A 24,987-nucleotide genomic window follows, 5' to 3' on the forward strand; every position below is an offset into this window, starting at 1 on the left:
AGTAGGGAACTGCCAGGCTCTAAATTAAAGTTGTATCCTGGTGATACAGGGCAGTTCTCTACTCTCAGAGAGTAGGACAGGCGAAGCCTGAACGTTGCGAAGCAACGGCCCGTAGGGTGAACGAAGTTCATCAACTGCCAGGCTCCAAATTCAAAGCAGTAAGAGCCAGAATGTGACATCTGGTGGTAACAAGAAAGAAATTCGGTGGAGCGGTAGTTCAGTCGGTTAGAATACCTGCCTGTCACGCAGGGGGTCGCGGGTTCGAGTCCCGTCCGTTCCGCCACTTATTAAAAAAATTATGCCTGCCTAATCAGCGGGCTTAATACTAAGCGTTATTTAGGGGCGTAGCTCAGTTGGTAGAGCACCGGTCTCCAAAACCGGGTGTCGCGAGTTCGAGTCTCTCCGCCCCTGCCATATAATGATCCTTTGCTTCGGCAAAGGATTTTTTTTTGCCTGAAATCCTGCAAAATATCCCCCGTAAAAACAACAAAAGCGCATTACTGCGCCATGGGTGGTGTCTTTAATAACTCTTTGATTGTATTTTGTTTGTCACTATTTTGTAGCCAGATAGCATATAAAGGACGCGAGAGTATATTAGTGTCTGGTACCGGATAAATTCCTGCGCGATCTTTCGCCCATTCAACGGGTAAAAATGAGCATCCATTGAGCTGTGGCAGCAATTTATAGGCAATTTGTGCCGAGCTGGTTGTCAGAACCGGAATGTCATCATTCCCAATCAATCCTGCTTCATGCTGTTGAAAATCAGGCCCCCACTCCAGACGTAAATAGGTTAAGCCGGCCTTTAAACCCTCAGGCGTTGAAGAAAAGAGCGCCAGATTAAAATGTCCTAATAACTGACTGGAAAACTCATCCATCTTTGGCGCTTCTGTGGTGATCAACAGGTCAAGTTGGCGCTCATGTAATTGTTTAACCAGCGACTGACGTTGTGAGATGCGGGCTTCAAATTGCAGCCCTTTATGCTGCTGATAGAGCACAACAAGCCATTCAGAAAGCATGCATTCCCACAGGGATGAGCTGGCACCAATCGTTAGCTCATTGTGTTGAGATGTGTTGGAAACCTCTTTCCTGGCGGCCAGCCAGATACTCATGAGATTTTCAGCATAGGGCAATAAACGTTCACCCGCCGTCGTCAGACGAATATTATTACGGTGGCGAGTAAAAAGATTTACGCCGAGCTGGTTCTCCAGCTGGCGAATTCGAAAGCTAACCGCTGATTGTGTTAGATAAAGAGCCTCTGCAGCCCGCCCAAAATGCCGCGTTCGGCTCACTTCCAGGAACGTTTTTAGTAATTCAGTATCCACGACCCTCTCCAAAAAAAAATTTGTCGTTATGATTTAAATGTTTTGTTTGACGCTCTGTCAAGCGTAACTAATACTCCGCGCCATAAATAGCTCGACCAAGAGAATTAGGAGCGTGCAGGATGGCGGAAAGCTTTACGACGACTAATCGGTTTTTCGACAATAAACATTATCCGCGCGGGTTCGCTCGCCATGGTGATTTCACCATTAAAGAAGCCCAGCTGTTAGAACGCCATGGTTATGCGTTCAATGAGCTGGATCTGGGCAAGCGTGAACCTGGTACTGAAGAAGAAGTGCTGTTTGTCGCTGTCTGCCGTGGCGAACGTGAGCCGGTGAGCGATGCAGAGCGCGTGTGGAGCAAATATATGGCGCGAATCAAGCGTCCTAAACGTTTCCACACCCTCTCCGGTGGTAAGCCACAAGCGGATGCGGTTGAAGACTACACCGAAAGCGATGATTAACAATGATGGGGCGAAAGCCCCATTTTTTTAGCTGGTTAGCCGCTGTAAATGAATCAACAAGCGATCGATTGCACGATAGCTTAACGCCTCCAGAAGATGTTCCCGCCGTATCTGTTCGTGCTCCTTAATGTCTGCGATGGTTCGGGCGACTTTTAATAATCGATGCCATGCGCGGACCGACAACCCCAACTTCACTAACGTCTCTTCAAGCCACACGGCATCATGGTGCTCAATAGCGCAATATTTTTTGATTTGGTGATTATCCAGCCTCGCATTTAACTTTTTCTGCCGTACATACTGCCGCTGCTGGGTAGCTATGACTCTCGCTCTTACTTCCGTGCTGCTTTCACTGTATTGGTCTGGATTACTCAGTATTCCGGCGGGAGGAAGAGGGATCTCGACGGAGAGATCGAAGCGATCGAGGAAAGGGCCAGAAAGGCGACTAAGGTAACGCAATGTCTGCTCGGGCGTGCAGCGATTATGCTTTCCCTGATAGTGACCCGTGGGGCTCGGATTCATCGCCGCCAGCAGTTGGAAGCTTGCAGGATAGCTAATTTTTGCCCGGGTACGGGAGATAAGAATTTCTCCCGACTCTATAGGCTCACGTAATGCATCAAGCACGCGGCGTTCAAACTCCGGTAGCTCATCAAGAAACAGCACACCGTTATGAGCCAGAGATATCTCTCCGGGCTGTGGAATGGAACCACCGCCAACCATCGCGCTCAGCGAAGCGCTATGGTGAGGTGCCCTGAATGGCCGCTGGCGCCACTGCTGCAATAGCGAATGTGGATTGACCAGGCTGAAAATGGCCGCGCTCTCCAGTGCTTCAGCATCGTTTAATGGCGGGAGTAGCGTATTCAGTCGGCTGACCAGCATAGTTTTACCGGTACCCGGTGGCCCAATAAGTAGCAGGTTATGCCCGCCAGCGGCTGCTATTTCAAGCGCTCTTTTCCCCTGGGACTGGCCAAATACCTCATTCAGATCTTGCCGGTATTCGGCAGGCCGCTGCGGGAGTTTTTCTGGGGTAGATAATTCACCCTTGCCTTCAAGGAAAGCACATACTTCGGTGAGGTGGTTTGCGATAAGACAGCCAGCTTGTTCTATTAAACTAAGTTCTGCGGCGTTTTCATCTGCCACAATTATCTTCTTCCCCGCTTTTAAAGCCTCCATAGCGGACGAAATTGCGCCTGGTACGCCACGTAAGGCGCCCGTAAGGGCAAGTTCACCGACGAACTCATATTGATCCAGCTTATCCGTAGAGAGCTGCTCAGAGGCTGCCAGCAATGCCAGAGCAATAGGTAAGTCATATCTGCCACCCTCCTTCGGAAGATCGGCTGGGGCGAGGTTAATGGTGATTTTGCGGGAAGGGAAAGCGTAACCGCTATTGATAATGGCGCTTCGTACGCGATCCCGGGCTTCGCGTACTGTCGTTTCTGGTAGCCCAACCAGGGTTAAACCTGGCAATCCCTGGCTGAGGTGAACTTCAACGGTGACCAGCGGAGCCGTGATGCCCAATGCTGCCCTTGTACTAACAACTGCCAGTGACATAGTTCGCTCCTGTAGGGGGAATTTCTATCCTGTCAGATGGGGCAATCTTGCGTGAAGCGGCGAAAGAATATTTTGCGAGAGGTTTTGCTGGCTTTTGCTGGCAATTTCATTTTTGAAAATTATTCTGCGATTCACTTCGCCAAAGACTTATCTTTCATGCGTAGCGGCGGGAAAAAATAACAATTCGCTTTGAGTGAAACATTTTCATTATCTGGTTATTTGCTGAAAACAAAAGCTTTTTCCCCATTCGTATTTTTAAACCATGTTGCGCCGCATAAAAAAATCTTGTGTTTTAATTGGCCTCTGTGATACCTCTGTAGGTATTACTTCGAACAAGTACGCAGAATAGACAAACATGAAAGCCCTTCTACAAGTGATTAGCCTGGTCGTGATTAGCGTGGTGGTGATTATTATCCCACCGTGCGGGGCAGCACTTGGAGAAAGAAAGGCTTAAAAATCAAGCCTGAATCGAAAAGAACCCCCGCACCGAAAGGTCCGGGGGTTTTTTGTTGGGCAAAAAAATGCGGAGAGGAACAGATGAAGTTTTCTAGAATAAAATGCTGTTTCTCTGGTAATGAGACGGGGAACTAACTATGAATGGTGCGCAGTGGGTGGTACATGCGTTGCGAGCGCAGGGTGTAGAGACTGTTTTCGGCTATCCGGGCGGTGCAATCATGCCAGTCTACGATGCGTTGTATGACGGTGGTGTGGAACATTTACTCTGCCGCCACGAGCAAGGCGCGGCAATGGCGGCCATTGGCTATGCACGTGCTACTGGAAAAACAGGGGTTTGCATCGCGACTTCAGGACCTGGTGCCACCAACCTGATAACCGGCCTTGCCGATGCGTTGTTAGACTCCGTTCCCGTTGTTGCCATCACCGGCCAGGTTGCGGCTCCGTTCATCGGCACTGACGCATTCCAGGAAGTGGATGTTTTAGGATTATCCCTCGCATGCACCAAGCACAGTTTCCTCGTTGAATCTTTTGCTGACTTACCTCGCGTTCTGGCCGAAGCCTTCGAGATTGCAAACTCTGGCCGTCCTGGCCCGGTGTTGGTCGATATCCCTAAAGATATTCAGCTAGCACAAGGCGATCTGGACCCCTGGTTATCCACTGTGGGAGATGAGTTTGAGATGCCGCATGCGGAACTCCATCAGGCGCGCGAAATGATAGCCTGCGCGCGCAAACCGATGCTGTATGTCGGCGGTGGCGTTGGGATGGCGCAGGCGGTTTCCGCGCTGCGTGAATTTATCGCGGTCACGAACATACCTTCCACAGTGACGCTGAAAGGTTTAGGGGCGGTTCCTGCCGATCATCCATTCTATACCGGCATGTTAGGCATGCACGGTACCAAAGCGGCTAACCTTGCGGTACAAGAGTGTGACTTGCTGATTGCGGTTGGCGCACGTTTTGACGATCGCGTAACCGGCAAGCTGAATACCTTTGCCCCACACGCCAGGGTTATCCATATGGATATCGACCCGGCCGAGCTGAGTAAGCTGCGTCAGGCCCACGTTGGGTTACAGGGCGATTTGACCCAGTTATTACCAGCGCTGCAGCAGCCGCTGGATATCGCTGACTGGCAGCATGAAGTTGCTACCTTACGTGCCGAAAATCCGTGGCGTTACGATCACCCCGGTGAAGCTATTTTCGCCCCGTTGTTACTGAAACAACTCTCCGACCGCAAGCCGCAGGAGTGCGTAGTGACTACCGATGTGGGCCAGCATCAGATGTGGACGGCTCAGCATATGTCCTTCACGCGCCCGGAGAACTTCATCACCTCCAGCGGTCTGGGGACGATGGGCTTCGGTTTGCCAGCCGCAGTAGGTGCGCAAGTGGCCCGACCGAACGATACGGTAATCTGTATCTCGGGTGACGGCTCTTTCATGATGAACGTCCAGGAGCTGGGCACCGTAAAACGAAAACGGCTGCCGTTGAAAATCGTGTTACTGGATAACCAGCGATTAGGAATGGTTCGCCAGTGGCAGCAGATGTTTTTCTCTGAACGTTATAGTGAAACCAACCTCTCTGATAACCCCGACTTCCTTATGCTGGCCAGCGCCTTCGGTATTCCAGGCCAGCACATTACGCGCAAAGACCAGGTTGAAGCCGCCATCGAAACGATGTTGAACAGCGATGGACCATATCTGCTTCACGTCTCAATTGATGAGTACGAAAACGTCTGGCCGTTGGTACCGCCGGGTGCCAGTAACTCACAAATGATGGAGAAATTATCATGATGCAACATCAGCTGGCAGTAACGGCCCGTTTTCGTCCTGAAACGCTGGAGCGCGTGCTGCGCGTCGTCCGTCATCGCGGGTTTCAGGTCTGCTCTATGAATATGGCCACGGCGGGGAATAGCGACGATATTAATATTGAATTGACCGTTGCCAGCCTGCGGCCCGTCGAATTACTGTTTAGTCAATTAAGCAAACTGGTGGACGTGGGTCGCGTCGAAATCCAGCAACAAACAACACAACAAATCCGCGCCTGAGTGCAGAAGGAAGAAAAGAATGACAACGAAGAAAGCTGATTACATCTGGTTCAATGGTGAGATGACGCCGTGGGGTGAGGCAAAGGTCCACGTCATGTCCCATGCGCTGCATTACGGCACCTCGGTGTTCGAAGGTATCCGCTGCTATGAATCTCACATTGGCCCAGTGGTGTTCCGCCATCGCGAACACATGCAGCGTTTGCGCGATTCCGCAAAAATCTATCGTTTCCCGGTATCACAAAGCGTTGATGAGCTGATGGAAGCCTGTCGCTGCGTAATTCGCAAAAATAATCTGACCAGCGCATACATTCGTCCATTGGTATTTGTTGGTGATGTGGGCATGGGCGTGAACCCGCCAGATGGCTATACCACGGATGTGATCATCGCAGCTTTCCCATGGGGTGCATATCTCGGTGCCGAAGCGCTGGATCAAGGGATCGATGCGATGGTCTCCTCCTGGAATCGTGTCGCACCAAACACCATTCCTACTGCGGCTAAGGCCGGTGGTAACTACCTTTCTTCCCTGCTGGTTGGCAGCGAAGCACGCCGCCACGGTTATCAGGAAGGTATCGCGCTGGACGTGAATGGCTATCTTTCTGAAGGTGCCGGTGAAAACCTGTTTGAAGTCAAAGACGGCATCCTGTTTACCCCGCCATTTACCTCTTCCGCATTACCAGGCATTACCCGTGACGCGATTATCACACTGGCAAAAGATCTGGGGATCGAAGTGCGCGAACAGGTACTGTCTCGTGAATCACTCTACCTGGCAGACGAAGTCTTTATGTCGGGAACGGCAGCAGAAATTACACCGGTTCGTAGCGTTGACCGTATTCAGGTTGGTGAAGGCCGCTGTGGCCCGGTCACTAAACGTATTCAACAGGCATTCTTTGGCCTGTTCACCGGTGAAACCGAAGACAAATGGGGCTGGTTAGATCAGGTCAACCCTAAGTAAAAATATAACCAGACGGATGGCGATCGCCGCCGCTCGAATGACAGACTGGAGTAAATAAGCATGCCTAAGTACCGTTCAGCCACCACCACCCACGGACGTAATATGGCGGGTGCCCGCGCTCTGTGGCGCGCGACAGGAATGACCGATGATGATTTTGGTAAGCCAATCATTGCGGTCGTAAACTCTTTTACCCAATTTGTACCAGGTCACGTTCACCTGCGTGATTTGGGAAAATTGGTTGCCGAACAGATTGAAGCCTCCGGCGGCGTGGCTAAAGAATTCAACACCATCGCCGTGGATGACGGTATCGCTATGGGCCACGGCGGCATGCTTTATTCTCTGCCGTCACGCGAGCTGATTGCCGACTCCGTGGAATACATGGTCAACGCACACTGTGCCGACGCCATGGTGTGTATCTCCAACTGCGACAAAATCACCCCAGGGATGTTGATGGCCTCTTTGCGCCTGAACATTCCGGTCATCTTCGTTTCCGGCGGCCCAATGGAAGCCGGGAAAACCAAACTGTCTGACCAAATCATCAAGCTCGACCTGGTTGATGCGATGATTCAGGGCGCTGACCCGAAAGTGAGCGACGAGCAAAGCGAGCAGGTCGAACGTTCCGCTTGCCCAACCTGCGGCTCCTGTTCCGGCATGTTCACCGCGAACTCGATGAACTGCCTGACCGAAGCCCTGGGCCTGTCTCAGCCGGGCAACGGTTCTCTGCTGGCAACGCACTCCGATCGTAAAGAGTTGTTCCTGAATGCCGGTAAACGCATCGTCGCTCTGACCAAACGTTATTACGAGCAGGATGATGAAAGTGCATTGCCACGTAGCATCGCCAGCAAAGAAGCGTTTGAGAACGCTATGACGCTGGATGTCGCGATGGGCGGCTCAACCAATACCGTTCTGCATTTACTGGCCGCAGCGCAGGAAGCCGAAATCGATTTCACCATGACCGATATCGACCAGCTTTCTCGTAAAGTCCCGCAGCTGTGTAAAGTTGCACCGAGCACCCAGAAATACCATATGGAAGATGTGCACCGCGCAGGCGGCGTAATCGGTATTTTGGGTGAACTGGATCGCGGCGGCCTGCTGCATCGCAATGTGAAAAACGTGCTGGGTCTGACCCTGACGCAAACGCTGGAACAGTACGACGTCATGCTGACCAAAGACGAAAGCGTGAAAAGCATGTTCTCCGCAGGCCCGGCGGGCATTCGCACCACCAAAGCCTTCTCACAATCTTGCCGTTGGGATTCTCTGGATGTTGACCGCCAGAGCGGCTGTATCCGTTCGAAAGAGCATGCCTACAGCCAGGAGGGGGGATTGGCGGTACTGTACGGTAACTTTGCTGAAAACGGCTGTATCGTAAAAACGGCAGGTGTGGACGATGAAAGCCTGGTATTCCGTGGCCCTGCAAAAGTCTACGAAAGCCAGGATGAGGCGGTTGAGGCAATCCTTGGCGGCAAAGTTGTCGCGGGGGACGTGGTTGTTATTCGTTATGAAGGGCCAAAAGGCGGGCCGGGCATGCAAGAAATGCTCTACCCAACGACCTTCCTGAAGTCTATGGGCCTGGGTAAAGCCTGTGCGCTGGTTACCGACGGCCGTTTCTCCGGCGGTACTTCCGGGCTTTCTATCGGCCACGTCTCACCTGAAGCGGCAAGCGGCGGCAATATTGCACTGATTGAAGATGGCGACATGATTGCGATTGATATCCCGAACCGTGGGATCCAACTGCAATTGACCGACCAGGAAATGGCTGCACGTCGTGAAGCGCAGGAGGCTCGCGGTGCGCAAGCCTGGACCCCACGCAACCGTGAACGCCTGGTTTCCTTTGCCTTGCGCGCTTATGCAAGCCTTGCCACCAGCGCTGATAAAGGCGCGGTGCGCGATAAAAGCAAGCTTGGAGGCTAATGATGGCCGAGTCTCAACCGCTACCCGACGCCCCTTGTGGAGCAGAATATCTGCGAGCCGTCCTGCGCGCGCCAGTTTATGAAGTCGCGCAGGTCACGCCCTTGCAGAAGATGGAAAAGCTCTCTTCGCGCCTGGATAACGTGATTCTGGTGAAGCGTGAAGATCGCCAGCCGGTGCACAGTTTTAAGCTGCGTGGCGCATACGCGATGATTGCCGGGCTGAACAGCGAGCAAAAAGCCAGCGGTGTGATTACGGCTTCTGCGGGTAACCACGCTCAGGGCGTGGCGCTTTCCTCAACACGCTTAGGTATCAAATCCTTGATTGTTATGCCGGTTTCTACGGCAGATATTAAAGTGGATGCCGTCAGAGCGTTTGGTGGTGAAGTGCTATTACACGGTGCCAACTTTGATGAAGCGAAAGCTCGAGCCATCGAACTTTCTCAGCAGCAAGGTTTCACTTACGTTCCTCCGTTTGACCACCCGGCAGTGATTGCCGGGCAGGGCACGCTGGCGCTGGAGCTGCTGCAACAAGATGCGCATATCGACCGCATCTTTGTTCCGGTTGGCGGCGGCGGTCTGGCAGCGGGTGTGGCGGTGCTGATCAAGCAGCTGATGCCGCAAATCAAAGTGATTGCCGTCGAAGCGGAAGATTCAGCCTGTCTGAAAGCGGCGCTGGAGGCGGGTAAACCGGTTGATTTGGCTCGCGTGGGTTTGTTTGCCGAAGGTGTGGCGGTTAAGCGCATTGGCGATGAAACCTTCCGCCTGTGCCAGGAATATCTCGACGACATCATCACGGTGGATAGCGACGCTATCTGCGCGGCGATGAAAGATCTGTTCGAAGACGTGCGTGCGGTTGCTGAGCCGTCCGGCGCGCTGGCGCTGGCGGGGATGAAAAAGTACATCCAGCAGCATCAGATTCGCGGCGAGCGTCTTGCGCATGTCCTTTCTGGGGCGAACGTGAATTTCCACGGTCTGCGTTACGTGTCTGAACGTTGCGAACTGGGCGAGCAGCGTGAAGCCTTACTGGCGGTAACGATCCCCGAACAGAAAGGCAGCTTCCTGAAATTCTGCCAGGTGCTGGGGGGGCGTTCGGTCACCGAGTTTAACTACCGTTATTCCAGCTCCGCTGAAGCCTGCATTTTCGTCGGTGTGCGTCTGACGCGCGGCGTGGAAGAACGGCAAGAGATTATCGCGCTGCTTAACGAAGGCGGTTATGGCGTAGTCGATTTGTCTGATGACGAGATGGCGAAACTGCACGTGCGCTATATGGTGGGCGGGCGTCCGTCTAAACCATTGCGCGAGCGCCTGTACAGCTTCGAGTTCCCGGAATCACCCGGTGCGCTGCTGAAATTCCTGCAAACCCTGGGCACGCACTGGAATATTTCGCTGTTCCACTACCGCAGCCATGGCACGGATTATGGGCGCGTGCTGGCAGCGTTCGAACTGGGCGACAATGAGCCAGATTTCGAAACCCGCCTCAATGAGCTGGGCTATGACTGCCACGACGAAACCCACAATCCGGCGTTCCGCTTTTTCCTGGCGGGCTAACGTTTCCTGAACAAGGGATAACCCAGCAGGGTTATCCCTTATTTCTTGCCCTATTTACCTTCCTCTGCTGCCTATTTTTTCGATACGCAGATCGCTACGACAAAAATGTGATGCAATTCATAATAAAACGCTCACCTTGTTGCGCCAGATCGCGCACATTTTTTGGTTTCAATATTTGTCGTTTGACCTGTGAGCCTGAATTAAATTGTCTCTAGTTAATTCTTAACGCTTAGGAGGATATTCGAATGAGAGCGAATATAATTGATGCTCCGAATGAAAATGCACAACTATGTGAATATTTTCTGCCTCAGCTCACATTTCTTGATAAGTATTATGCCAATTCCATGGATTATTTTTCTTCTATATTTTTTCAACTCAAAGAGCAGGGCTTCGTGCAGAGCTCATTTCTTGAAGCAATCGTCGCTCGTGAAAAAACATATCCTACCGGTTTGCCTACGCTACCGGTGGCGATAGCCCTGCCACATACCGATCCTCAGCATGTGATCCGCCCCTTTATCTCTGTGACGCGCCTATCGCAGCCTCTGGCCTGGCATGAAATGGGTAATAACGATAATACGATTTATGTACAATTTATTGTTTTACTTGGTTTTATTGAACATGGTCGCCACCTGGCGGCATTGCAAAAGCTGATGGATTGCCTTGCAGATGAAGAGGTTCTTCAGACGCTACGTGAAATCAAAAATAGAGATACTTTTCTCAGTACCTTCACATCAAGACTGCAATTAGATAAGGATTTATAAGATGAAAAAAGTCATTGTTGCCTGTGGAAGTGGTGTTGCAACTTCGCAAACAGTTGCCAGTAAGGTTTCCCGCTTATTGAACGAACGTAATCAATCACATATTAAAGTTGAAGTTATCGACCTGAAATCCCTCGATACCCATATTAAAGATAGTGCCGCTTATATTGCGATTACGAAAGTCGATAAACAATATCCTATCCCCGTAATTAACGGTATCGCCTTTCTGACCGGTATGGGTATGGAACAAGAATTACAAAAGGTCATTGATGCCTGTAAATAAGGTGTAGCTCTTTAATCCGTATAATTATTTTAGTGGAGAAGTGCTATGGACTTTCTTGGTGTAGTCATAAATTACATACTAAATTTAGGTGCACCGGTTTTTGTGCCTCTTATCATGCTATTAGCCGGGCTGGTGGTGCGAATGAAATTCCGCGACGCCGCATCTGCTGCCATCACGCTCGGCGTGGCGTTTGTGGGTATGAGCATGCTGATAGGCTTTATGGTTGATGCTATCGGCGTGGCGGCACAGACCATGATGCAGCGTACTGGCCTTGAACTGAGTATCGTCGACGGTGGCTGGACGACGATGGCGAATATATCCTGGGCCTGGCCTTACGCGTTTGCCATGTTCCCCCTCCAGGTTGCTGTGAACATTGTGATGTTGATGCTGAACAAAACCAACACCTTCAACGCAGATCTCTGGAACGTCTGGGGGAAAATCTTCAGCTCGTTTATTGTGGTGAGCGTCACCACCCCATTGTTTGGCCCCGCCTGGAGTCTGGCGCTGGCGTTCCTGGTTGCTGCTTTCCAGATAATCATGGAGCTGAATGCCGGCGATATTCACCAGCATCGTATTGAGAAACTCACGGGTATTCCCGGCGTGACCTGTACGCATCGCATGGTGTTCTTTGGTGCCATTTACTACCCGTTCGATTTACTGCTGCGCAAAATCCCGGTGTGCAATAAACCGATGGATGCGACGGCGCTTCGCGCTAAGGTCGGCGTCTTTGCGGAAAACCATATTATCGGTTTTATTCTGGGGATCCTGTTTGGGATTATCGCCAGCTACAGCGTGGCGAAAACGCTGATGCTGGGCGTGCAGGCTTCCACAGCATTAGTGTTGTTCCCGATGATTTCGAAGCTCTTTATGCAGGCGCTGTCACCGATCTCTGAAGCGATAAGCGACTACATGAATCAGAAATTCTCAGGACGTAAATTGTTTGTCGGTATCGACTGGCCGTTCATGGGGGGGGCCAGCGAGATCTGGTTCGCCATTATCGTCGCCATTCCGTTCACCTTGATTTGGGCGCTGATCCTGCCGGACAACAAGATCTTACCTTTCGCCGGTATCATCAATATTTCCCTGATTGTTCCCGCTTACCTGGTGACCCGTGGCAACACGCTGCGGATGGTTATTCTGAGTATTATTGGCGTGCCGTTCTTCCTGTTCGTCGGGACGCAGTTTGCGCCAATGATTACCGATCTGGGCCTGGCAACGAAGGCGATCTCCATTCCGACAGGCCAGCTGATTTCAAATAGCTCGATTGACGCCCCTGTATTTACCTATGCCTTCTCCTTCCTGTTCAAGTTTCTGGAAGGTGACCTTATCCCGCTACTGTTTGCTGTCTGGTGGGCGTGCGGTTACTTCTTCTACTCGCGTGAGTTGCGCCGTGAAAGTAGCTTGGCGCAACAGGAAGCCGGGCTACAGGAGCATGTTCAGCAAGCGTAACGCTGGAATCGACGTTTATCTCTGGCGGCCGATACCACCGCCAGATTTTTCATCCCAGGAGAGTCGGTATGGCTATGGATAAACGCGCGATCGCAGTGCTGGATGCGATTGTGAACGACCTCAGTATCACGGGGACGAAGCTCGAAGAGCAGCTTTGCCTGACGCGTAAACAACTGAGCTATACGCTGAAAAAAGTGAATGATTATCTGGAATCGAATCACTTCGATCCTATCAATCGCCTGAAGACGGGGAAGCTGCATATTTCACGCCATGTGTTGGAGCATTTTCGCCAGAGCCAGACGGCAGAATCAGAGCAACGTTATCTTTTTTCGGAAGAGGAACGCGGGCAGATGATTATCTTTATGCTACTGACGCGTAGCGAAAGATTGTCGCTATTGCATCTGTCGTCATCGCTGGGAGTGAGTCAGAACACGATTATCAACGATCTGAAAAAAGTGCGGAGCGAGGTTATCGAACACGGTTTAGAAATTAACTATGACCGGGGCAATGGTTACCATATTCTTGGACAGGAGCTAGAGAAGCGCTATTTGTTATTAAGCTGCCTGCGGCAAGTGCTGGAAATTCCGGTAGCGAAAAATATTATCGCCCAATATAACAACGTTATGAATGAGCATCTGGAAATCGTTGGCAACATTTTTAGTGAAATAGAAAAACATTTTAAAATTCAATTTACTGACCGTCAGCTCCAGGAACTTATTTATTTTATCTGTTTTGTTCTGCACCGTATTGAGTCAGGTAAAAAGCTGGTGACTATTCCAGACACTTACTCCGATATTATCCACAGTAGAGAATTTACGCTGATGCAAAGCGTTATCAGTAAAATCAATATCAACAATGAAAATGAACTGGTTTTCCTGACAGCACTGATCCAGAGTTCCAATATTCAGAGTATCGCCGATAAATATCTCCATCTTGATACTCTCTTGCTAGAAAGCGTCGTAATGGTGGTTGATAGCTTTGAAAAAATAAGTTGTGTGACTATTAAAGAAAAAAATGAACTGATCGAAAAAATCTATCAGCACTGGAAACCTGCCTACTACCGCATTCGCTATCATCTCACCAATACCAGCAGCGTGTATGACTTGGTGATCAAAGAATTTAGCCATCTACATGAAATAGTGCGCCGGGCGGCGGTACCATTTGAAACCCTTTTGCACTGTGAAATCCCGGATGAAGAGATGGCATTTCTGACGGTGCTCTTCGGTGGTTGGTTGACAAGAGAAGGAGTTATCCATCAGATAAAATTGCAAAAAACGGCAGTTGTAGTATGTGAAAACAGCGCCACCATTTCAACCTACCTGTATCTGGCGCTGCAGGTGTTATTCCCGGAACTGCACTTCACGCAGATGTTGTCCCGTCGTGAATTTGAGCGCTTTACCGGGCATTATGATGTGGTCTTTGCCACCACCCATCTGAATACCAGCAAGATGGTATTTGTGGTAAACCCATCGCTCGGCAGCATTCATAAAAGCGCTTTTCGCAACCATGTTATCAGCGCGCTCCAGGGCGTGGATCCGAATATCATCCAGATTGAACAGTTGCTGCTGATCTTCGAGCGCTTTGGCAACATCATCGACCACAAAGGGCTACAACGAGCGCTCGCCAGCTATATCTACGCGGAAAATAGTCCCGCCAGCTCCGTGGGCGGCTTCGAGCCACCGATGCCGTCATTGATTGATTTACTGGGAAAAGCGCACGTCCAGTTTGCCGCAGAACTGCCTGCTTCATGGCAGCAGGCGATTACCCTGGCGTCGGCTTCATTGTTGCAAAGTGGGGTCATTGAACCGCGCTACGTGAAAATTATGCTCAATAAAATCGCCGAAGAGCAGCCCTATATTATGTTGGTGGACGGGGTCATTATTGCTCATGCGGGCGTGGATGATGGCGTGTTGGATACCGGGATGGCGTTATTACGGCTGCCTTATAAGATTACCTTCGCCGATTATATGCAGGCCGATATTATTATCGTCCTCGCTACCCATAACCCACAAAAACACTTAAAAGCATTGGCTCAATTAAATGAATTTCTTGAATTATATGATGGTGGCAACGTTATTCGTCGGGCGCAGGATGAATCTGCGCTGATAAGCGAAATCGCCCGCCATATTTAATTATTAATTTAACTTATTTGCAGCTCATACGCTGCAACGTTATTTCATGGCAATAGCTGCCGTGACCGCGTTCGCTCTTACCACCGTATACAGGATAAATATTATGTTAGAGATTCAGAAAAAACACGTCGTTGAAATGGCCAGAACGGCCCAGCAATGGGGACTGTGCAAACATAAAGCAGGCAATTCCAGCGTACGGGATAAAGATACTGGGCTTATTCTGGTGACCCCTACCACCATCGATAAAATGCATTTAACAGCACGGGATATTGTGGTTATGGATGTTGAAGCTAACGTTATTGAAAGTGAAGCCAGCCTGCACCCAACCAGTGAATGCCTGATGCACATCGAGATTTATAAAGCGCGCCCGGATATTTTTGCCATCTCTCACACCCACTCGCTCTATGCCACATCGTTTGCCGTGCTGAATAAGCCGATCCCAGCGGTGGTGTATGAGTGTGCGATCCTCAACCTGAAGGATGGCGTGATCCCTGTTGCGCCGTATGGGCGCCCCGGCACGCCAGCGCTGTCGAACAGTGTAATCGAACCGATTAAACGTGCTGACGCCATCCTGATGGAAAAACATGGTGCCATTGGTGTGGATAAAGACCCGTATGAGGCGGTACTGAAATCCGCCTACCTCGAAGAGATGGCGCAGATTTACTACCACGCGCTGGTGATTAACGGCGGTAAAGAACCGGAATCGTTCATGCCGGACGAGTTACAGCGTTGGGAATATCCCTCACAGATTAAGTTCGCACGATAATTTAACCTACTCCCCGTCTTTCTGGCGGAGTATTCATGGAGAGAATGTATGAAAAAGTTTATCAATCAGGCGGAGGATTTTATTCCGGAGATGCTTGAAGGCATCTATCTGGCGTATCCCGATCGCTTTCGTTTCGTTAATGATGATGTGCACTGTTTAGCTACCGCTCGCCCAGTGTCGGGGAAAGTCGGTATCGTGACCGGCGGTGGTTCCGGACACCTGCCACTATTTCTGGGCTATGTGGGTGACGGGATGCTGGACGGTTGTGCTATTGGTGATGTGTTCCAGTCGCCGTCTCCGGAGCAAATTTTGGCCGTCACTCAGGCTGTTGATAGTGGCGCTGGTGTGCTGTATCTGTACGGCAATTATAACGGCGACATTTTCAACTTTGATATGGCGGCGGAAATGGCTGACATGGAGAGTGGCATCCGCAGCTGCACCGTGGTGGTGGCTGACGATTCGGCTGGCGCGATACTGGGCGATGGTGTAACGCACAGGCGTGGCGTGGCCGGGATTTTTTTCGTCTACAAATGTGCCGGAGCATCGGCGGCGAGGATGGATAACCTTGAAACTGTACGGGGTATTGCTCAAAAAGCTAGTGACCGCGTGCGTACTTTGGGTGTGGCGCTGTCGCCCTGCATTGTGCCACGCATAGGCAAGCCGGGTTTTTATATCGGTGACAATGAGATGGAGATCGGCATGGGGATCCACGGCGAAAGTGGCATCCGTCGCGGCCCGCAGCTGAGTGCCAGGCAGATTTCCGAAGAGATGATATCCTTGCTTCTGGCCGATTCAACCTGTCAGCAGGGAGATGAAGTGGCGGTACTGATTAACGGTCTTGGCGCCACGCCGCTGGAAGAGCTGTACCTGATGTATCGTCATGTGCAGCAGATTCTAGTGGAGAGCAGCCTCCGCGTTTTCCGTGTGTGGGTGGGTGAATTCGCGACGGCGATGGAGATGACAGGCATGTCGATTAGCCTGATGCCGGTGGACAGTGAACTGAAGGCGTTGCTCAATGCCGGTGCCGATACGCCAATGTTCAGCCAGTTTCCCGCTTAAGGAGGCACTATGATGCTAGATGCACAGAAACTGCGTCTGCTCTTTGCTGAATGGGCATGTGTGATGCAGGACAATAAACAGATACTGACCGAACTGGATAGCGTGGTGGGCGACGGCGATCTGGGTCTGACTATGAGCGATGGTTTTGCTGCGGCGAACGATGCGGTACAGCACAGTGATGAGCGCGATGTTGGACGCTTTTTTTATATCGCGGGCAAAGCGATGGCCTCAGCGGTCCCTTCCACTATGGGGACGTTGATGGCTTCCGGGCTGATGCAGGTGGGTAAGACTTTTAAAGATCGCGAGACGTTAAGTACAAATGAGGCAGGGGCATTTTTTCAGGCCTGGTATGACGGCGTGCAGCAACGCGGCAAGGCGCAGCCCGGTGAAAAGACGTTCCTCGACGGTATAGCACCGGCGCTGGTGGTGTTAAAAGTATCGGCGACTACGCCATTGGCTCAGGCGCGGGAGGCTCTGCATCAGGCGCAATGGGGCGTACAGCAGACGACAGCCATGGTGGCAAAACATGGGCGCGCTGCTACCCATGGTGAGCGTTCACGTACGTTTATCGATCCCGGCGCAATGGTCGCCCAGCTCCTGATTCAGGGCTATTTTAACTTTATCCTGGCTATTTTTCCGGCCGATGGGCAGTGAGAAAGGAACCGCTATTATGTTGAAAGAGATAGTGATGGTCAGCAATCAACACGGTATCCATGCGCGTCCGGCCGGCGTTCTGGCGAAAGCCTGTGCGCAATACCAATCGCGGATTGAGATGATCTACGAGGGTAAGGTCATAAAGGGTAAAAGCATCATGAGTATCTTAGGCGCGGGGATCAAAGGCAGAGGATCGCTTGAGATCATTTGCAGCGGCAGTGATGAGCAAGAAGCGATGGCGAAGCTGAAAGCCCTGTTCGCCAATGGGTTTGGCTTTGATTAACCGATCATAGGTCACGCTCTTTGGGCGCCGGTCGTAAACAATTATTATCCGGCATTCTGCTCCTGAGATGTCAGCGCTCAGGCAATAAAAAACCCGGTGCCATTGGCTGCCGGGTTTTTTATTGCCTGCGCTTCGAGTGCTGGCAGCGTGTAGTACTCAAACTGAGTGGCACTCAATGCTTTCTTCGACCAGGATCTCTGGGGAGATGTCGAAATTCATAGCGTTGCCGGAGTCATTACCATAAAGAAAAAGTACACCGCTCCCCTGATGAACCACCAGGCTGGCTTCGATAATCTGGTCGGGAGAAGGGGAGGTAAACACTTCACCTGGCGCGTAGGTATCAAGACCGCCCTCGCCGATGAATCCGGCAAAGGTCGGTTCATGGCCGCTGTCACTGCCGCTCACGATCACCGTCTACTCACTCTTTGGCTGGGGGCGGTAAACCGCGCAGCATTCCAGTAGGGCGTTGATTTTTCCCCATTCCGGCGTACACCAACCCCTCCATGATTTCAGCACGAATATTATCGGTGTTGTTGAAGATCTTTTTCGGCTTCTGCATCGTCATTCCCTCTTGTAATGTCCTGTTTCTTTAGTGACGATTTTATCCGCAGTGTCTGTTTACGCCTGGCATCTTTGATACCAATTAATCTCCAGCCTAAGGGGCATGATTTTAGGTTGCTAACTGAGAGATTTCTTGATGGTTATGAAGGGATCAATCATTTTGTTAAAAGAAGCAGGGAGATGGTGGATTGCTTTCAGTGGTTTGCACAAGTAGGGTTCTATTTTTTTAGCAAATACAGGTTGAAAACGATAAAACGTGGTTTGAAGAGTATCGTTTTATTTACGGGTATAACGTTTCTTCGGGGGATTACCGATCTGATTAATTGGTAACAATCATTTTCCTTCTTCGGTTTTTTCCGCCCGTACAATCTTCCAGAAAGCATTCACCAGCGGCTCATTGAGCCGCTTTTTTTGTACGCAAACGCCGAGTTCAAACGGCGTATTTTCATCGTTGCGTTCCAGTACTTGTACGCGGTTGCGTACCGGCTCCGGGCTATTTTCCAGCACGATTTCAGGGATCAGCGCGACACCACAGCCGAGCGCGACCATCGAAACCATAGCTTCATGTCCCGCAACCGTCGCGTAAATAAACGGGTTGCTGATTTTCTGGCGGCGGAACCACAGCTCAATTCGGCGACGTACCGGGCCTTGATCCGGCAAAATAAACGGCACTTTCGCCCAGTCGGGATCGGGCCGATTGACCTGCGTCCGCACCGGGCAGGCCAGTGCGGGCGCGATCAGCGCAACGGATAAATTATCCAGAATCGAGAACGCGACGCCGGGCGGTAATGTTTCCGGCTTACCCGCAATGGCGAGATCGGCTTCGCCAGAATCAACTTTTTGCACCGCATCGGCGGCGTCGCCAGTGGTCAGTTTTATCTCCACATTTGGATGTTCAGCACGGAATCTATCGAGAATAGGTGGTAAATGACTGTACGCGGCGGTGACGGAGCAAAAGAGGTGAAGTTCGCCGGTAAGCGACGGCCCTTCCTGCCCGATGGTGTGGCGCATTTGCTGATACTGCAACAGCGTGTGTTGGGCGAATTGCCTGAGTTGCTCACCGGCCTCAGTCAGCGTAACGGTGCGGTTATCACGTAAAAACAGAGGGTGACCAAGATCGTCTTCCAGGCGCTGAATCTGGCGTGAAAGCGTGGAAGGGCTAACGTGCATAGCACGAGCGCTGCGCCCGAAATGGCGGCTTTCTGCGAGGTGAAGAAATGTTTTCAGGTCGCGCAAATCCATGGTCATCGGTTCTCTTTTTTACGTTGCATAAATTGCAACGTCACGTTGTTAATATATCAATTTAAGCAACGTATTTCCTGTCATATAGTAAGTTCATTATCGTTTGCACAACACCGCTTACGACCCTTACAAGAAACATAACACCACAATCACGGAGTCCTACGATGGCTAATTATTTCAACACTTTGAATCTGCGTCAGCAGCTGGCGCAATTGGGTAAATGTCGTTTCATGGGGCGTGCAGAATTCGCCGATGAAGCAAGTTACCTCAAAGGCAAAAAAGTCGTCATCGTCGGCTGTGGCGCACAAGGCCTGAACCAGGGTCTGAACATGCGCGACTCCGGTCTGGATGTGGCTTACGCTCTGCGTGCAGAAGCTATCGCTGAAAAACGCGCTTCATGGCGTAAAGCGACCGAGAACGGTTTTAAAGTTGGCACCTACGAAGAACTGATCCCGCAAGCGGATCTGGTGGTTAACCTGACGCCAGACAAGCAGCATTCCGCAGTAGTAAAAGCCGTTCAGCCAATGATGAAAGATGGTGCAGCACTGGGCTACTCCCACGGTTTCAACGTGGTTGAAGTGGGCGAGCAAATCCGTAAAGACATCACCGTGGTGATGGTTGCGCCAAAATGCCCGGGTACTGAAGTTCGTGAAGAATACAAACGTGGTTTCGGCGTGCCGACGCTGATTGCGGTTCACCCAGAAAACGATCCGAAAGGCGAAGGCATGGCTATCGCTAAAGCCTGGGCTGCGGCCACCGGCGGCCACCGTGCCGGCGTTCTGGAATCTTCCTTCGTCGCTGAAGTGAAATCTGACCTGATGGGTGAGCAAACCATTCTGTGCGGCATGCTGCAGGCGGGTTCTTTGCTTTGCTTCGACAAGCTGGTGGAAGACGGCACCGATCCGGCCTACGCGGAAAAACTGATTCAGTTCGGCTGGGAAACCATCACCGAAGCGCTGAAACAAGGCGGCATTACGCTGATGATGGACCGTTTGTCCAATCCGGCAAAAATCCGTGCTTATGCCTTGTCTGAGCAACTGAAAACGATTATGGCTCCGCTGTTCCAGAAACATATGGACGACATCATCTCCGGCGAATTCTCTTCCGGCATGATGGCTGACTGGGCAAATGACGATAAGAAACTGCTGACCTGGCGTGAAGAGACTGGCAAAACTGCCTTCGAAACCGCTGCACAGTTTGACGGTAAAATTTCCGAGCAGGAATACTTCGATAAAGGCGTGCTGATGATCGCGATGGTGAAAGCGGGCGTTGAGCTGGCATTCGAAACCATGGTTGATGCGGGCATCATCGAAGAGTCTGCTTATTACGAATCACTGCACGAGCTGCCGCTGATTGCGAACACCATCGCCCGTAAGCGTCTGTACGAAATGAACGTGGTTATCTCGGATACCGCTGAGTACGGCAACTACTTGTTCTCTTACGCGGCAGTGCCATTGCTGAAAGAGTTTATGACCACGCTGCAGGCAGGCGATCTGGGTAAAGAAATCCCGGCGGGTGCGGTTGATAACGCGCAGCTGCGCGATGTTAACGAAGCGATCCGTAACCACGAAATCGAAACCGTTGGCAAGAAGCTGCGCGGCTATATGAAAGATATGAAGCGTATCGCTGTAGCGGGCTAATCGAGTTTTATAAGTGAAAAGGCCGGGGATTCCCCGGCCTTTTTTATTAGTTGCGGTATAACACTTTGATAATGTGGTAACCGAACTGCGTGTGCAGCGGGCCGTAGGGCTCCAGCAGCGGGCAGGAGAACACCACTTTATCAAATGCCGGCACCATCTGGCCCTGGCGGAATTCACCCAGGTGACCCCCTTTTTTGCCGGACGGGCAGGTGGAATGTTTTTTAGCCAGCTTTTCGAAATCGCCGCCGTTCTGAAGCTGAGCCAGAATTTCCTGGGCCAGTTTTTCTTCCTTAACAAGGATATGCAATGCTGCTGCGGTTTTTGCCATGATAGTGCCTTGAGTCATATGGATTACGCTCGCTATACTACCACGCTATTTTTCCCCTTCGTAATTATCCCGACTTTCACTGAGTGACCCTATGCGCTTAAATCCAGGCCAACAACAAGCCGTCGAATTTGTCACCGGACCCTGCCTGGTCCTGGCGGGCGCAGGCTCCGGCAAAACGCGTGTTATCACTAACAAAATGGCGTATTTAATCCGCGAATGCGGTTATCAGGCACGCCACATTGCCGCCGTCACGTTTACCAATAAAGCGGCGCGTGAAATGAAAGAGCGTGTGGCGCAAACGCTGGGGCGTAAAGAAGCGCGTGGCTTATTGATCTCCACCTTCCACACCTTAGGCCTTGAGATCATCAAGCGTGAGTACGCGGCGCTGGGGATGAAGTCTAACTTCTCGTTATTCGACGACACCGACCAGACGGCGTTGTTGAAAGATCTGACGGAAGGATTGCTTGAAGACGATAAGACATTATTGCAGCAACTGATCTCGACGATCTCAAACTGGAAAAACGATCTGATGTCGCCGTCGCAGGCGGCAGCCCAGGCTAAAGGCGAGCGTGAGCGAATCTTTGCTCACTGCTACGGGCTGTACGATGCGCATCTGAAATCCTGCAATGTGCTGGATTTTGACGATCTGATTTTGCTGCCGACGCTGCTGTTACAGCGCAATGAAGAAGTGCGCGAGCGCTGGCAAAATCGCATCCGCTATCTGCTGGTGGATGAATATCAGGATACCAACACCAGCCAGTACGAACTGGTGAAGCTGCTGGTTGGGGTGAGGGCGCGGTTTACCGTGGTAGGCGATGATGACCAGTCTATTTACTCCTGGCGTGGCGCACGGCCACAAAACCTTGTGCTGCTAAGCCAGGATTTTCCGGCGCTTCAGGTTATCAAACTTGAGCAGAACTACCGTTCTTCCGGGCGCATTCTGAAGGCGGCAAACATTCTGATTGCTAATAATCCCCACGTTTTTGAGAAACGCCTTTTTTCTGAACTGGGTTACGGCACCGAATTAAAAGTCGTGACGGCCAACAGTGAAGATCATGAGGCCGAGCGGGTGACCGGTGAGCTGATTGCTCATCACTTTATCAATAAAACTAACTATAAAGATTACGCCATTCTCTACCGTGGGAATCACCAGTCGCGGGTGTTTGAAAAGATGCTGATGCAGAACCGCATTCCTTACCGCATCTCTGGCGGCACCTCGTTCTTCTCACGTCCGGAAATCAAAGATCTGCTGGCTTACCTGCGCGTGCTGACTAACCCGGACGACGACAGTGCATTTATGCGGATTGTGAATACGCCAAAACGTGAGATCGGCCCGGTTACGATGCAAAAGCTTGGGAACTGGGCTATGCAGCGTAACAAGGGGTTGTTTGGCGCAAGTTTCGATATGGGACTGAGCCAGACGCTCAATGGACGTGGTCTTGAGTCACTACAGCGCTTCACTCACTGGCTGCGCGATGTGGCAACGCTTGCCGAGCGTGAACCGATAGCTGCGGTGCGCGATTTGATTCACGGTATTGATTATGAAAGCTGGCTGTATGAAACCTCCCCCAGCCAGAAAGCCGCTGAAATGCGCATGAAAAACGTCAACCTGCTGTTTAGCTGGATGACGGAGATGCTGGAGGGATCGGAAATCGATGAGCCAATGACGCTGACCCAGGTCGTGACCCGTTTTACGCTGCGTGACATGATGGAACGGGGCGAAAGCGATGAAGACACCGATCAGGTGCAGCTGATGACTCTTCATGCCTCGAAAGGGCTGGAGTTCCCGTACGTATTTTTAGTGGGAATGGAGGAGGGAATTCTGCCGCATCAAAGCAGCATTGATGAAGATAATATCGATGAGGAACGCCGCCTCGCTTATGTAGGCATTACCCGGGCTCAGAAAGAATTGACCTTCACGCTGTGCAAAGAACGCCGCCAGTACGGCGAGCTGATCCGTCCGGAACCCAGCCGTTTCCTGTTGGAATTGCCGCAGGATGATCTGCAGTGGGAGACGGAGCGCAAAGTGGTTTCAGCACAGGAACGGATGAATAAAGGGCAGAGTAATGTCGCCAACATCCGTGAAATGCTGGCAAAAGCGCGTAAAAGCTAACTTACTGCAGGGTCAAAGGCCAGTGGACATAGCTTTGCCACAGGCTTTCTTGCTCAAGTAATTCCGCACCCAGCGGATGGTGCTCCAGCCACTTTTCCGGTAGCTCAAGCATTAAGGTTTCACCCTCAATTTTTAGCGTAATTTCCGGCAAAATATCATCCCGGCGGCGGCTGGCAAAGATAATCGCCAGGCGTAACAGGCGGCAAAGATGTTCAGCGATACGCGGCGGAACCGCGTTTTGCTGGTGCAGAGAAGAGAGGTCGACTGGGTTGGTCTGGTTTAACATCAGCGTTGCCAGCAGTTTTTTCTGCGCCGGGGTGTAGCCCGGAAGATCGAGATTGTTCACCAGATAGGCGGCATGCTGTGGTGCTTGTTTGAAATCTACGCTCAGGCCAATTTCATGCAGTAAGGCCGCGCTGTTAAGCATTTCGATACTGAGTGGCGTCAGGCCCAGGGTATCGTTGATCTGATTAGCTAAAGCCTGCGCTAGCTGCTGCACCCGTTCTGCCTGGCCGATATCCACCATAAAGCGGCGCTGGATATTGCGTACCGTGCGGCTTCTGATCTCCTGATTAACCGACAAATGCAGCATGCCGTAAACCAGACCTTCGCGTAATGCGCCGCCGGCAAGCGTCATGCAATCAATCGATAACTCTTCGAAAATGGCAATCAAAATGGCAAGGCCGCTTGGGAACACCAGCGCTCTTTCTAAGGTTAATCCTTCAATTTCTAACTCTTCAAGACGCCCGCACTGGATCGCTCTTTGCTTTAGCTGCTGAAGCTTAGGGAGCGTAATACGTTCGTCCATGCCCTGCGCCATCATAATTTCTTGTAGCGCCTGCACGGTGCCCGAGGCACCGACGCACGCTTTCCAGCCATGATGTTTTAACGAGTCGCATACCGGGCGTAAAACTTGTTTTGCGGCGGCTTCGGCAGCAGCAAAGTTTTCTTGTGCTAAATTTCGGTCGCTAAAAAAGCGCTCAAGCCAGGTCACACAGCCCATCGATAGGCTAAAGAGCGCGGTTGTTTGCGCACCCGTACCCGTGACCAGCTCGGTGCTGGCGCCACCGATATCCACCACTAAGCGCTGGTCAGCCCCCCCTGTGGTATGGGCGACACCCTGATAAATCAGGCGAGCTTCTTCTTCGCCATGAATAATTTGCACCGGACAGCCGAGAATCTGTTCCGCCTGCTGCATGAATTCATGGGCATTGGTAGCAAGACGCAGCGTGGCGGTTGCGACCACGCGAATTTGTGACTGGGGAATATCCTGGAGACGTTCGGCGAACAGGCGCAGGCATTGCCACCCGCGCTCCATCGCTTCACGTGAAAGCGTATTATCTCTGCTTAAACCCGCAGCAAGGCGTACTTTTCGCTTAATTCGTGCCAGGGTTTGTATGCTCCCTGCCACCTCACGTACCACCAACATATGAAAGCTATTAGAGCCTAAATCTATTGCAGCATACAGTGAGGTGGAGCTGAGCATA

24 protein-coding genes and 2 tRNA genes are annotated in these 24,987 nt (G+C 51.4%); 19 read left to right on the forward strand and 7 right to left on the reverse strand.

Going from position 1 to position 24,987, the window contains the following annotated elements:
• The first annotated feature begins 206 nt into the window (after nt 1-206).
• Nucleotides 207-283: transfer RNA gene (locus EHN07_RS13470), tRNA-Asp, on the forward strand.
• 55 nt (nt 284-338) lie between these two features.
• Nucleotides 339-414: transfer RNA gene (locus EHN07_RS13475), tRNA-Trp, on the forward strand.
• 83 nt (nt 415-497) lie between these two features.
• On the opposite strand, the gene hdfR is transcribed toward EHN07_RS13475, so the two are convergent.
• A complete protein-coding gene (hdfR, locus tag EHN07_RS13480) occupies nt 498-1,322 on the reverse strand; it encodes an HTH-type transcriptional regulator HdfR (RefSeq protein ID WP_124024622.1) in 825 nt (274 codons plus the stop codon).
• 119 nt (nt 1,323-1,441) lie between these two features.
• Here hdfR and EHN07_RS13485 point away from each other — a divergent pair, with 119 nt between their 5' ends.
• Nucleotides 1,442-1,780, forward strand: a complete 339-nt coding sequence (locus EHN07_RS13485; protein ID WP_124024623.1) for a MaoP family protein — start codon at nt 1,442-1,444, stop codon at nt 1,778-1,780.
• A 27-nt stretch (nt 1,781-1,807) separates the two neighbouring features.
• On the opposite strand, the gene EHN07_RS13490 is transcribed toward EHN07_RS13485, so the two are convergent.
• Nucleotides 1,808-3,328 carry a YifB family Mg chelatase-like AAA ATPase gene (locus EHN07_RS13490; protein ID WP_124024624.1) on the reverse strand — a complete coding sequence of 507 codons (1,521 nt, stop codon included), beginning with the start codon at nt 3,326-3,328 and terminating at the stop codon, nt 1,808-1,810.
• Between the two features lie 355 nt (nt 3,329-3,683).
• On the opposite strand from EHN07_RS13490, the gene ilvL reads away from it, so the two are divergent.
• The 14 genes from ilvL to EHN07_RS13560 all read left to right on the forward strand — a co-directional run bounded on the left by ilvL (nt 3,684) and on the right by EHN07_RS13560 (nt 17,616).
• Complete coding sequence (gene ilvL / locus EHN07_RS13495; RefSeq protein WP_072009493.1) at nt 3,684-3,782, forward strand: ilv operon leader peptide; 99 nt, start codon at nt 3,684-3,686, stop codon at nt 3,780-3,782.
• Between the two features lie 139 nt (nt 3,783-3,921).
• Complete coding sequence (ilvG, locus tag EHN07_RS13500) at nt 3,922-5,568, forward strand: acetolactate synthase 2 catalytic subunit (protein WP_124024625.1); 1,647 nt, start codon at nt 3,922-3,924, stop codon at nt 5,566-5,568.
• Nucleotides 5,565-5,822, forward strand: coding sequence for an acetolactate synthase 2 small subunit (gene ilvM / locus EHN07_RS13505; protein WP_124024626.1), 258 nt, complete (start codon nt 5,565-5,567; stop codon nt 5,820-5,822). Before ilvG ends, ilvM begins: the two co-directional genes overlap by 4 nt.
• Nucleotides 5,823-5,841: 19 nt before the next feature.
• The gene (locus EHN07_RS13510) at nt 5,842-6,774 is read left to right on the forward strand and encodes a branched-chain amino acid transaminase (protein WP_124024627.1); all 933 of its coding nucleotides are present in this window, start codon (nt 5,842-5,844) and stop codon (nt 6,772-6,774) included.
• Nucleotides 6,775-6,834: 60 nt separating this feature from the next.
• Nucleotides 6,835-8,685 carry a dihydroxy-acid dehydratase gene (gene ilvD, locus EHN07_RS13515; RefSeq protein WP_124024628.1) on the forward strand — a complete coding sequence of 617 codons (1,851 nt, stop codon included), beginning with the start codon at nt 6,835-6,837 and terminating at the stop codon, nt 8,683-8,685.
• A gap of 2 nt (nt 8,686-8,687) precedes the next feature.
• Nucleotides 8,688-10,232 carry a threonine ammonia-lyase, biosynthetic gene (gene ilvA / locus EHN07_RS13520; protein WP_124024651.1) on the forward strand — a complete coding sequence of 515 codons (1,545 nt, stop codon included), beginning with the start codon at nt 8,688-8,690 and terminating at the stop codon, nt 10,230-10,232.
• Nucleotides 10,233-10,477: 245 nt separating this feature from the next.
• On the forward strand, nt 10,478-10,993 hold the full coding sequence (locus tag EHN07_RS13525; RefSeq protein ID WP_124024629.1) for a PTS sugar transporter subunit IIA: 516 nt from the start codon (nt 10,478-10,480) through the stop codon (nt 10,991-10,993).
• Nucleotide 10,994: 1 nt separating this feature from the next.
• Nucleotides 10,995-11,273, forward strand: coding sequence for a PTS sugar transporter subunit IIB (locus tag EHN07_RS13530; RefSeq protein WP_124024630.1), 279 nt, complete (start codon nt 10,995-10,997; stop codon nt 11,271-11,273).
• A gap of 45 nt (nt 11,274-11,318) precedes the next feature.
• Nucleotides 11,319-12,722: a PTS galactitol transporter subunit IIC gene (locus tag EHN07_RS13535; protein WP_124024631.1), complete on the forward strand. Its 1,404-nt coding sequence runs from the start codon at nt 11,319-11,321 to the stop codon at nt 12,720-12,722.
• Nucleotides 12,723-12,790: 68 nt separating this feature from the next.
• A complete protein-coding gene (locus EHN07_RS13540) occupies nt 12,791-14,854 on the forward strand; it encodes a BglG family transcription antiterminator (RefSeq protein WP_124024632.1) in 2,064 nt (687 codons plus the stop codon).
• 103 nt (nt 14,855-14,957) lie between these two features.
• Entirely contained in the window at nt 14,958-15,620 is a 663-nt protein-coding gene (locus EHN07_RS13545) for a class II aldolase/adducin family protein (protein WP_124024633.1), read from the forward strand.
• Between the two features lie 48 nt (nt 15,621-15,668).
• On the forward strand, nt 15,669-16,679 hold the full coding sequence (locus tag EHN07_RS13550) for a dihydroxyacetone kinase subunit DhaK (RefSeq protein ID WP_124024634.1): 1,011 nt from the start codon (nt 15,669-15,671) through the stop codon (nt 16,677-16,679).
• A 9-nt stretch (nt 16,680-16,688) separates the two neighbouring features.
• Nucleotides 16,689-17,333, forward strand: coding sequence for a dihydroxyacetone kinase family protein (locus EHN07_RS13555; RefSeq protein ID WP_124024635.1), 645 nt, complete (start codon nt 16,689-16,691; stop codon nt 17,331-17,333).
• A gap of 16 nt (nt 17,334-17,349) precedes the next feature.
• A complete protein-coding gene (locus EHN07_RS13560) occupies nt 17,350-17,616 on the forward strand; it encodes an HPr family phosphocarrier protein (RefSeq protein WP_124024636.1) in 267 nt (88 codons plus the stop codon).
• Nucleotides 17,617-17,772: 156 nt separating this feature from the next.
• On the opposite strand, the gene EHN07_RS20685 is transcribed toward EHN07_RS13560, so the two are convergent.
• The 3 genes from EHN07_RS20685 to ilvY form a co-directional block, all read right to left on the reverse strand.
• Nucleotides 17,773-18,021, reverse strand: a complete 249-nt coding sequence (locus tag EHN07_RS20685) for a dihydroxyacetone kinase subunit DhaK (RefSeq protein ID WP_244202402.1) — start codon at nt 18,019-18,021, stop codon at nt 17,773-17,775.
• Nucleotides 18,022-18,034: 13 nt separating this feature from the next.
• Nucleotides 18,035-18,175, reverse strand: coding sequence for a hypothetical protein (locus EHN07_RS20690; RefSeq protein ID WP_244202403.1), 141 nt, complete (start codon nt 18,173-18,175; stop codon nt 18,035-18,037).
• Between the two features lie 335 nt (nt 18,176-18,510).
• Nucleotides 18,511-19,419: an HTH-type transcriptional activator IlvY gene (gene ilvY / locus EHN07_RS13570; protein ID WP_124024652.1), complete on the reverse strand. Its 909-nt coding sequence runs from the start codon at nt 19,417-19,419 to the stop codon at nt 18,511-18,513.
• Between the two features lie 164 nt (nt 19,420-19,583).
• On the opposite strand from ilvY, the gene ilvC reads away from it, so the two are divergent.
• Nucleotides 19,584-21,059, forward strand: coding sequence for a ketol-acid reductoisomerase (ilvC, locus tag EHN07_RS13575; protein WP_124024637.1), 1,476 nt, complete (start codon nt 19,584-19,586; stop codon nt 21,057-21,059).
• Nucleotides 21,060-21,105: 46 nt separating this feature from the next.
• Here ilvC and ppiC read toward each other — a convergent pair whose 3' ends face one another.
• A complete protein-coding gene (gene ppiC / locus EHN07_RS13580) occupies nt 21,106-21,387 on the reverse strand; it encodes a peptidylprolyl isomerase PpiC (protein WP_064541590.1) in 282 nt (93 codons plus the stop codon).
• 91 nt (nt 21,388-21,478) lie between these two features.
• Between ppiC and rep the strand changes: the two genes are divergently transcribed.
• Entirely contained in the window at nt 21,479-23,500 is a 2,022-nt protein-coding gene (gene rep, locus EHN07_RS13585) for a DNA helicase Rep (protein ID WP_124024638.1), read from the forward strand.
• Nucleotide 23,501: 1 nt separating this feature from the next.
• Here the strand turns inward: rep and gppA are convergent, their stop codons facing one another.
• The gene (gppA, locus tag EHN07_RS13590) at nt 23,502-24,986 is read right to left on the reverse strand and encodes a guanosine-5'-triphosphate,3'-diphosphate diphosphatase (protein WP_124024639.1); all 1,485 of its coding nucleotides are present in this window, start codon (nt 24,984-24,986) and stop codon (nt 23,502-23,504) included.
• Between the last annotated feature and the right edge of the window lies 1 nt (nt 24,987).

The sequence above is a fragment of the Buttiauxella warmboldiae genome (genome assembly GCF_003818135.1).
Lineage (GTDB): Bacteria > Pseudomonadota > Gammaproteobacteria > Enterobacterales > Enterobacteriaceae > Buttiauxella > Buttiauxella warmboldiae.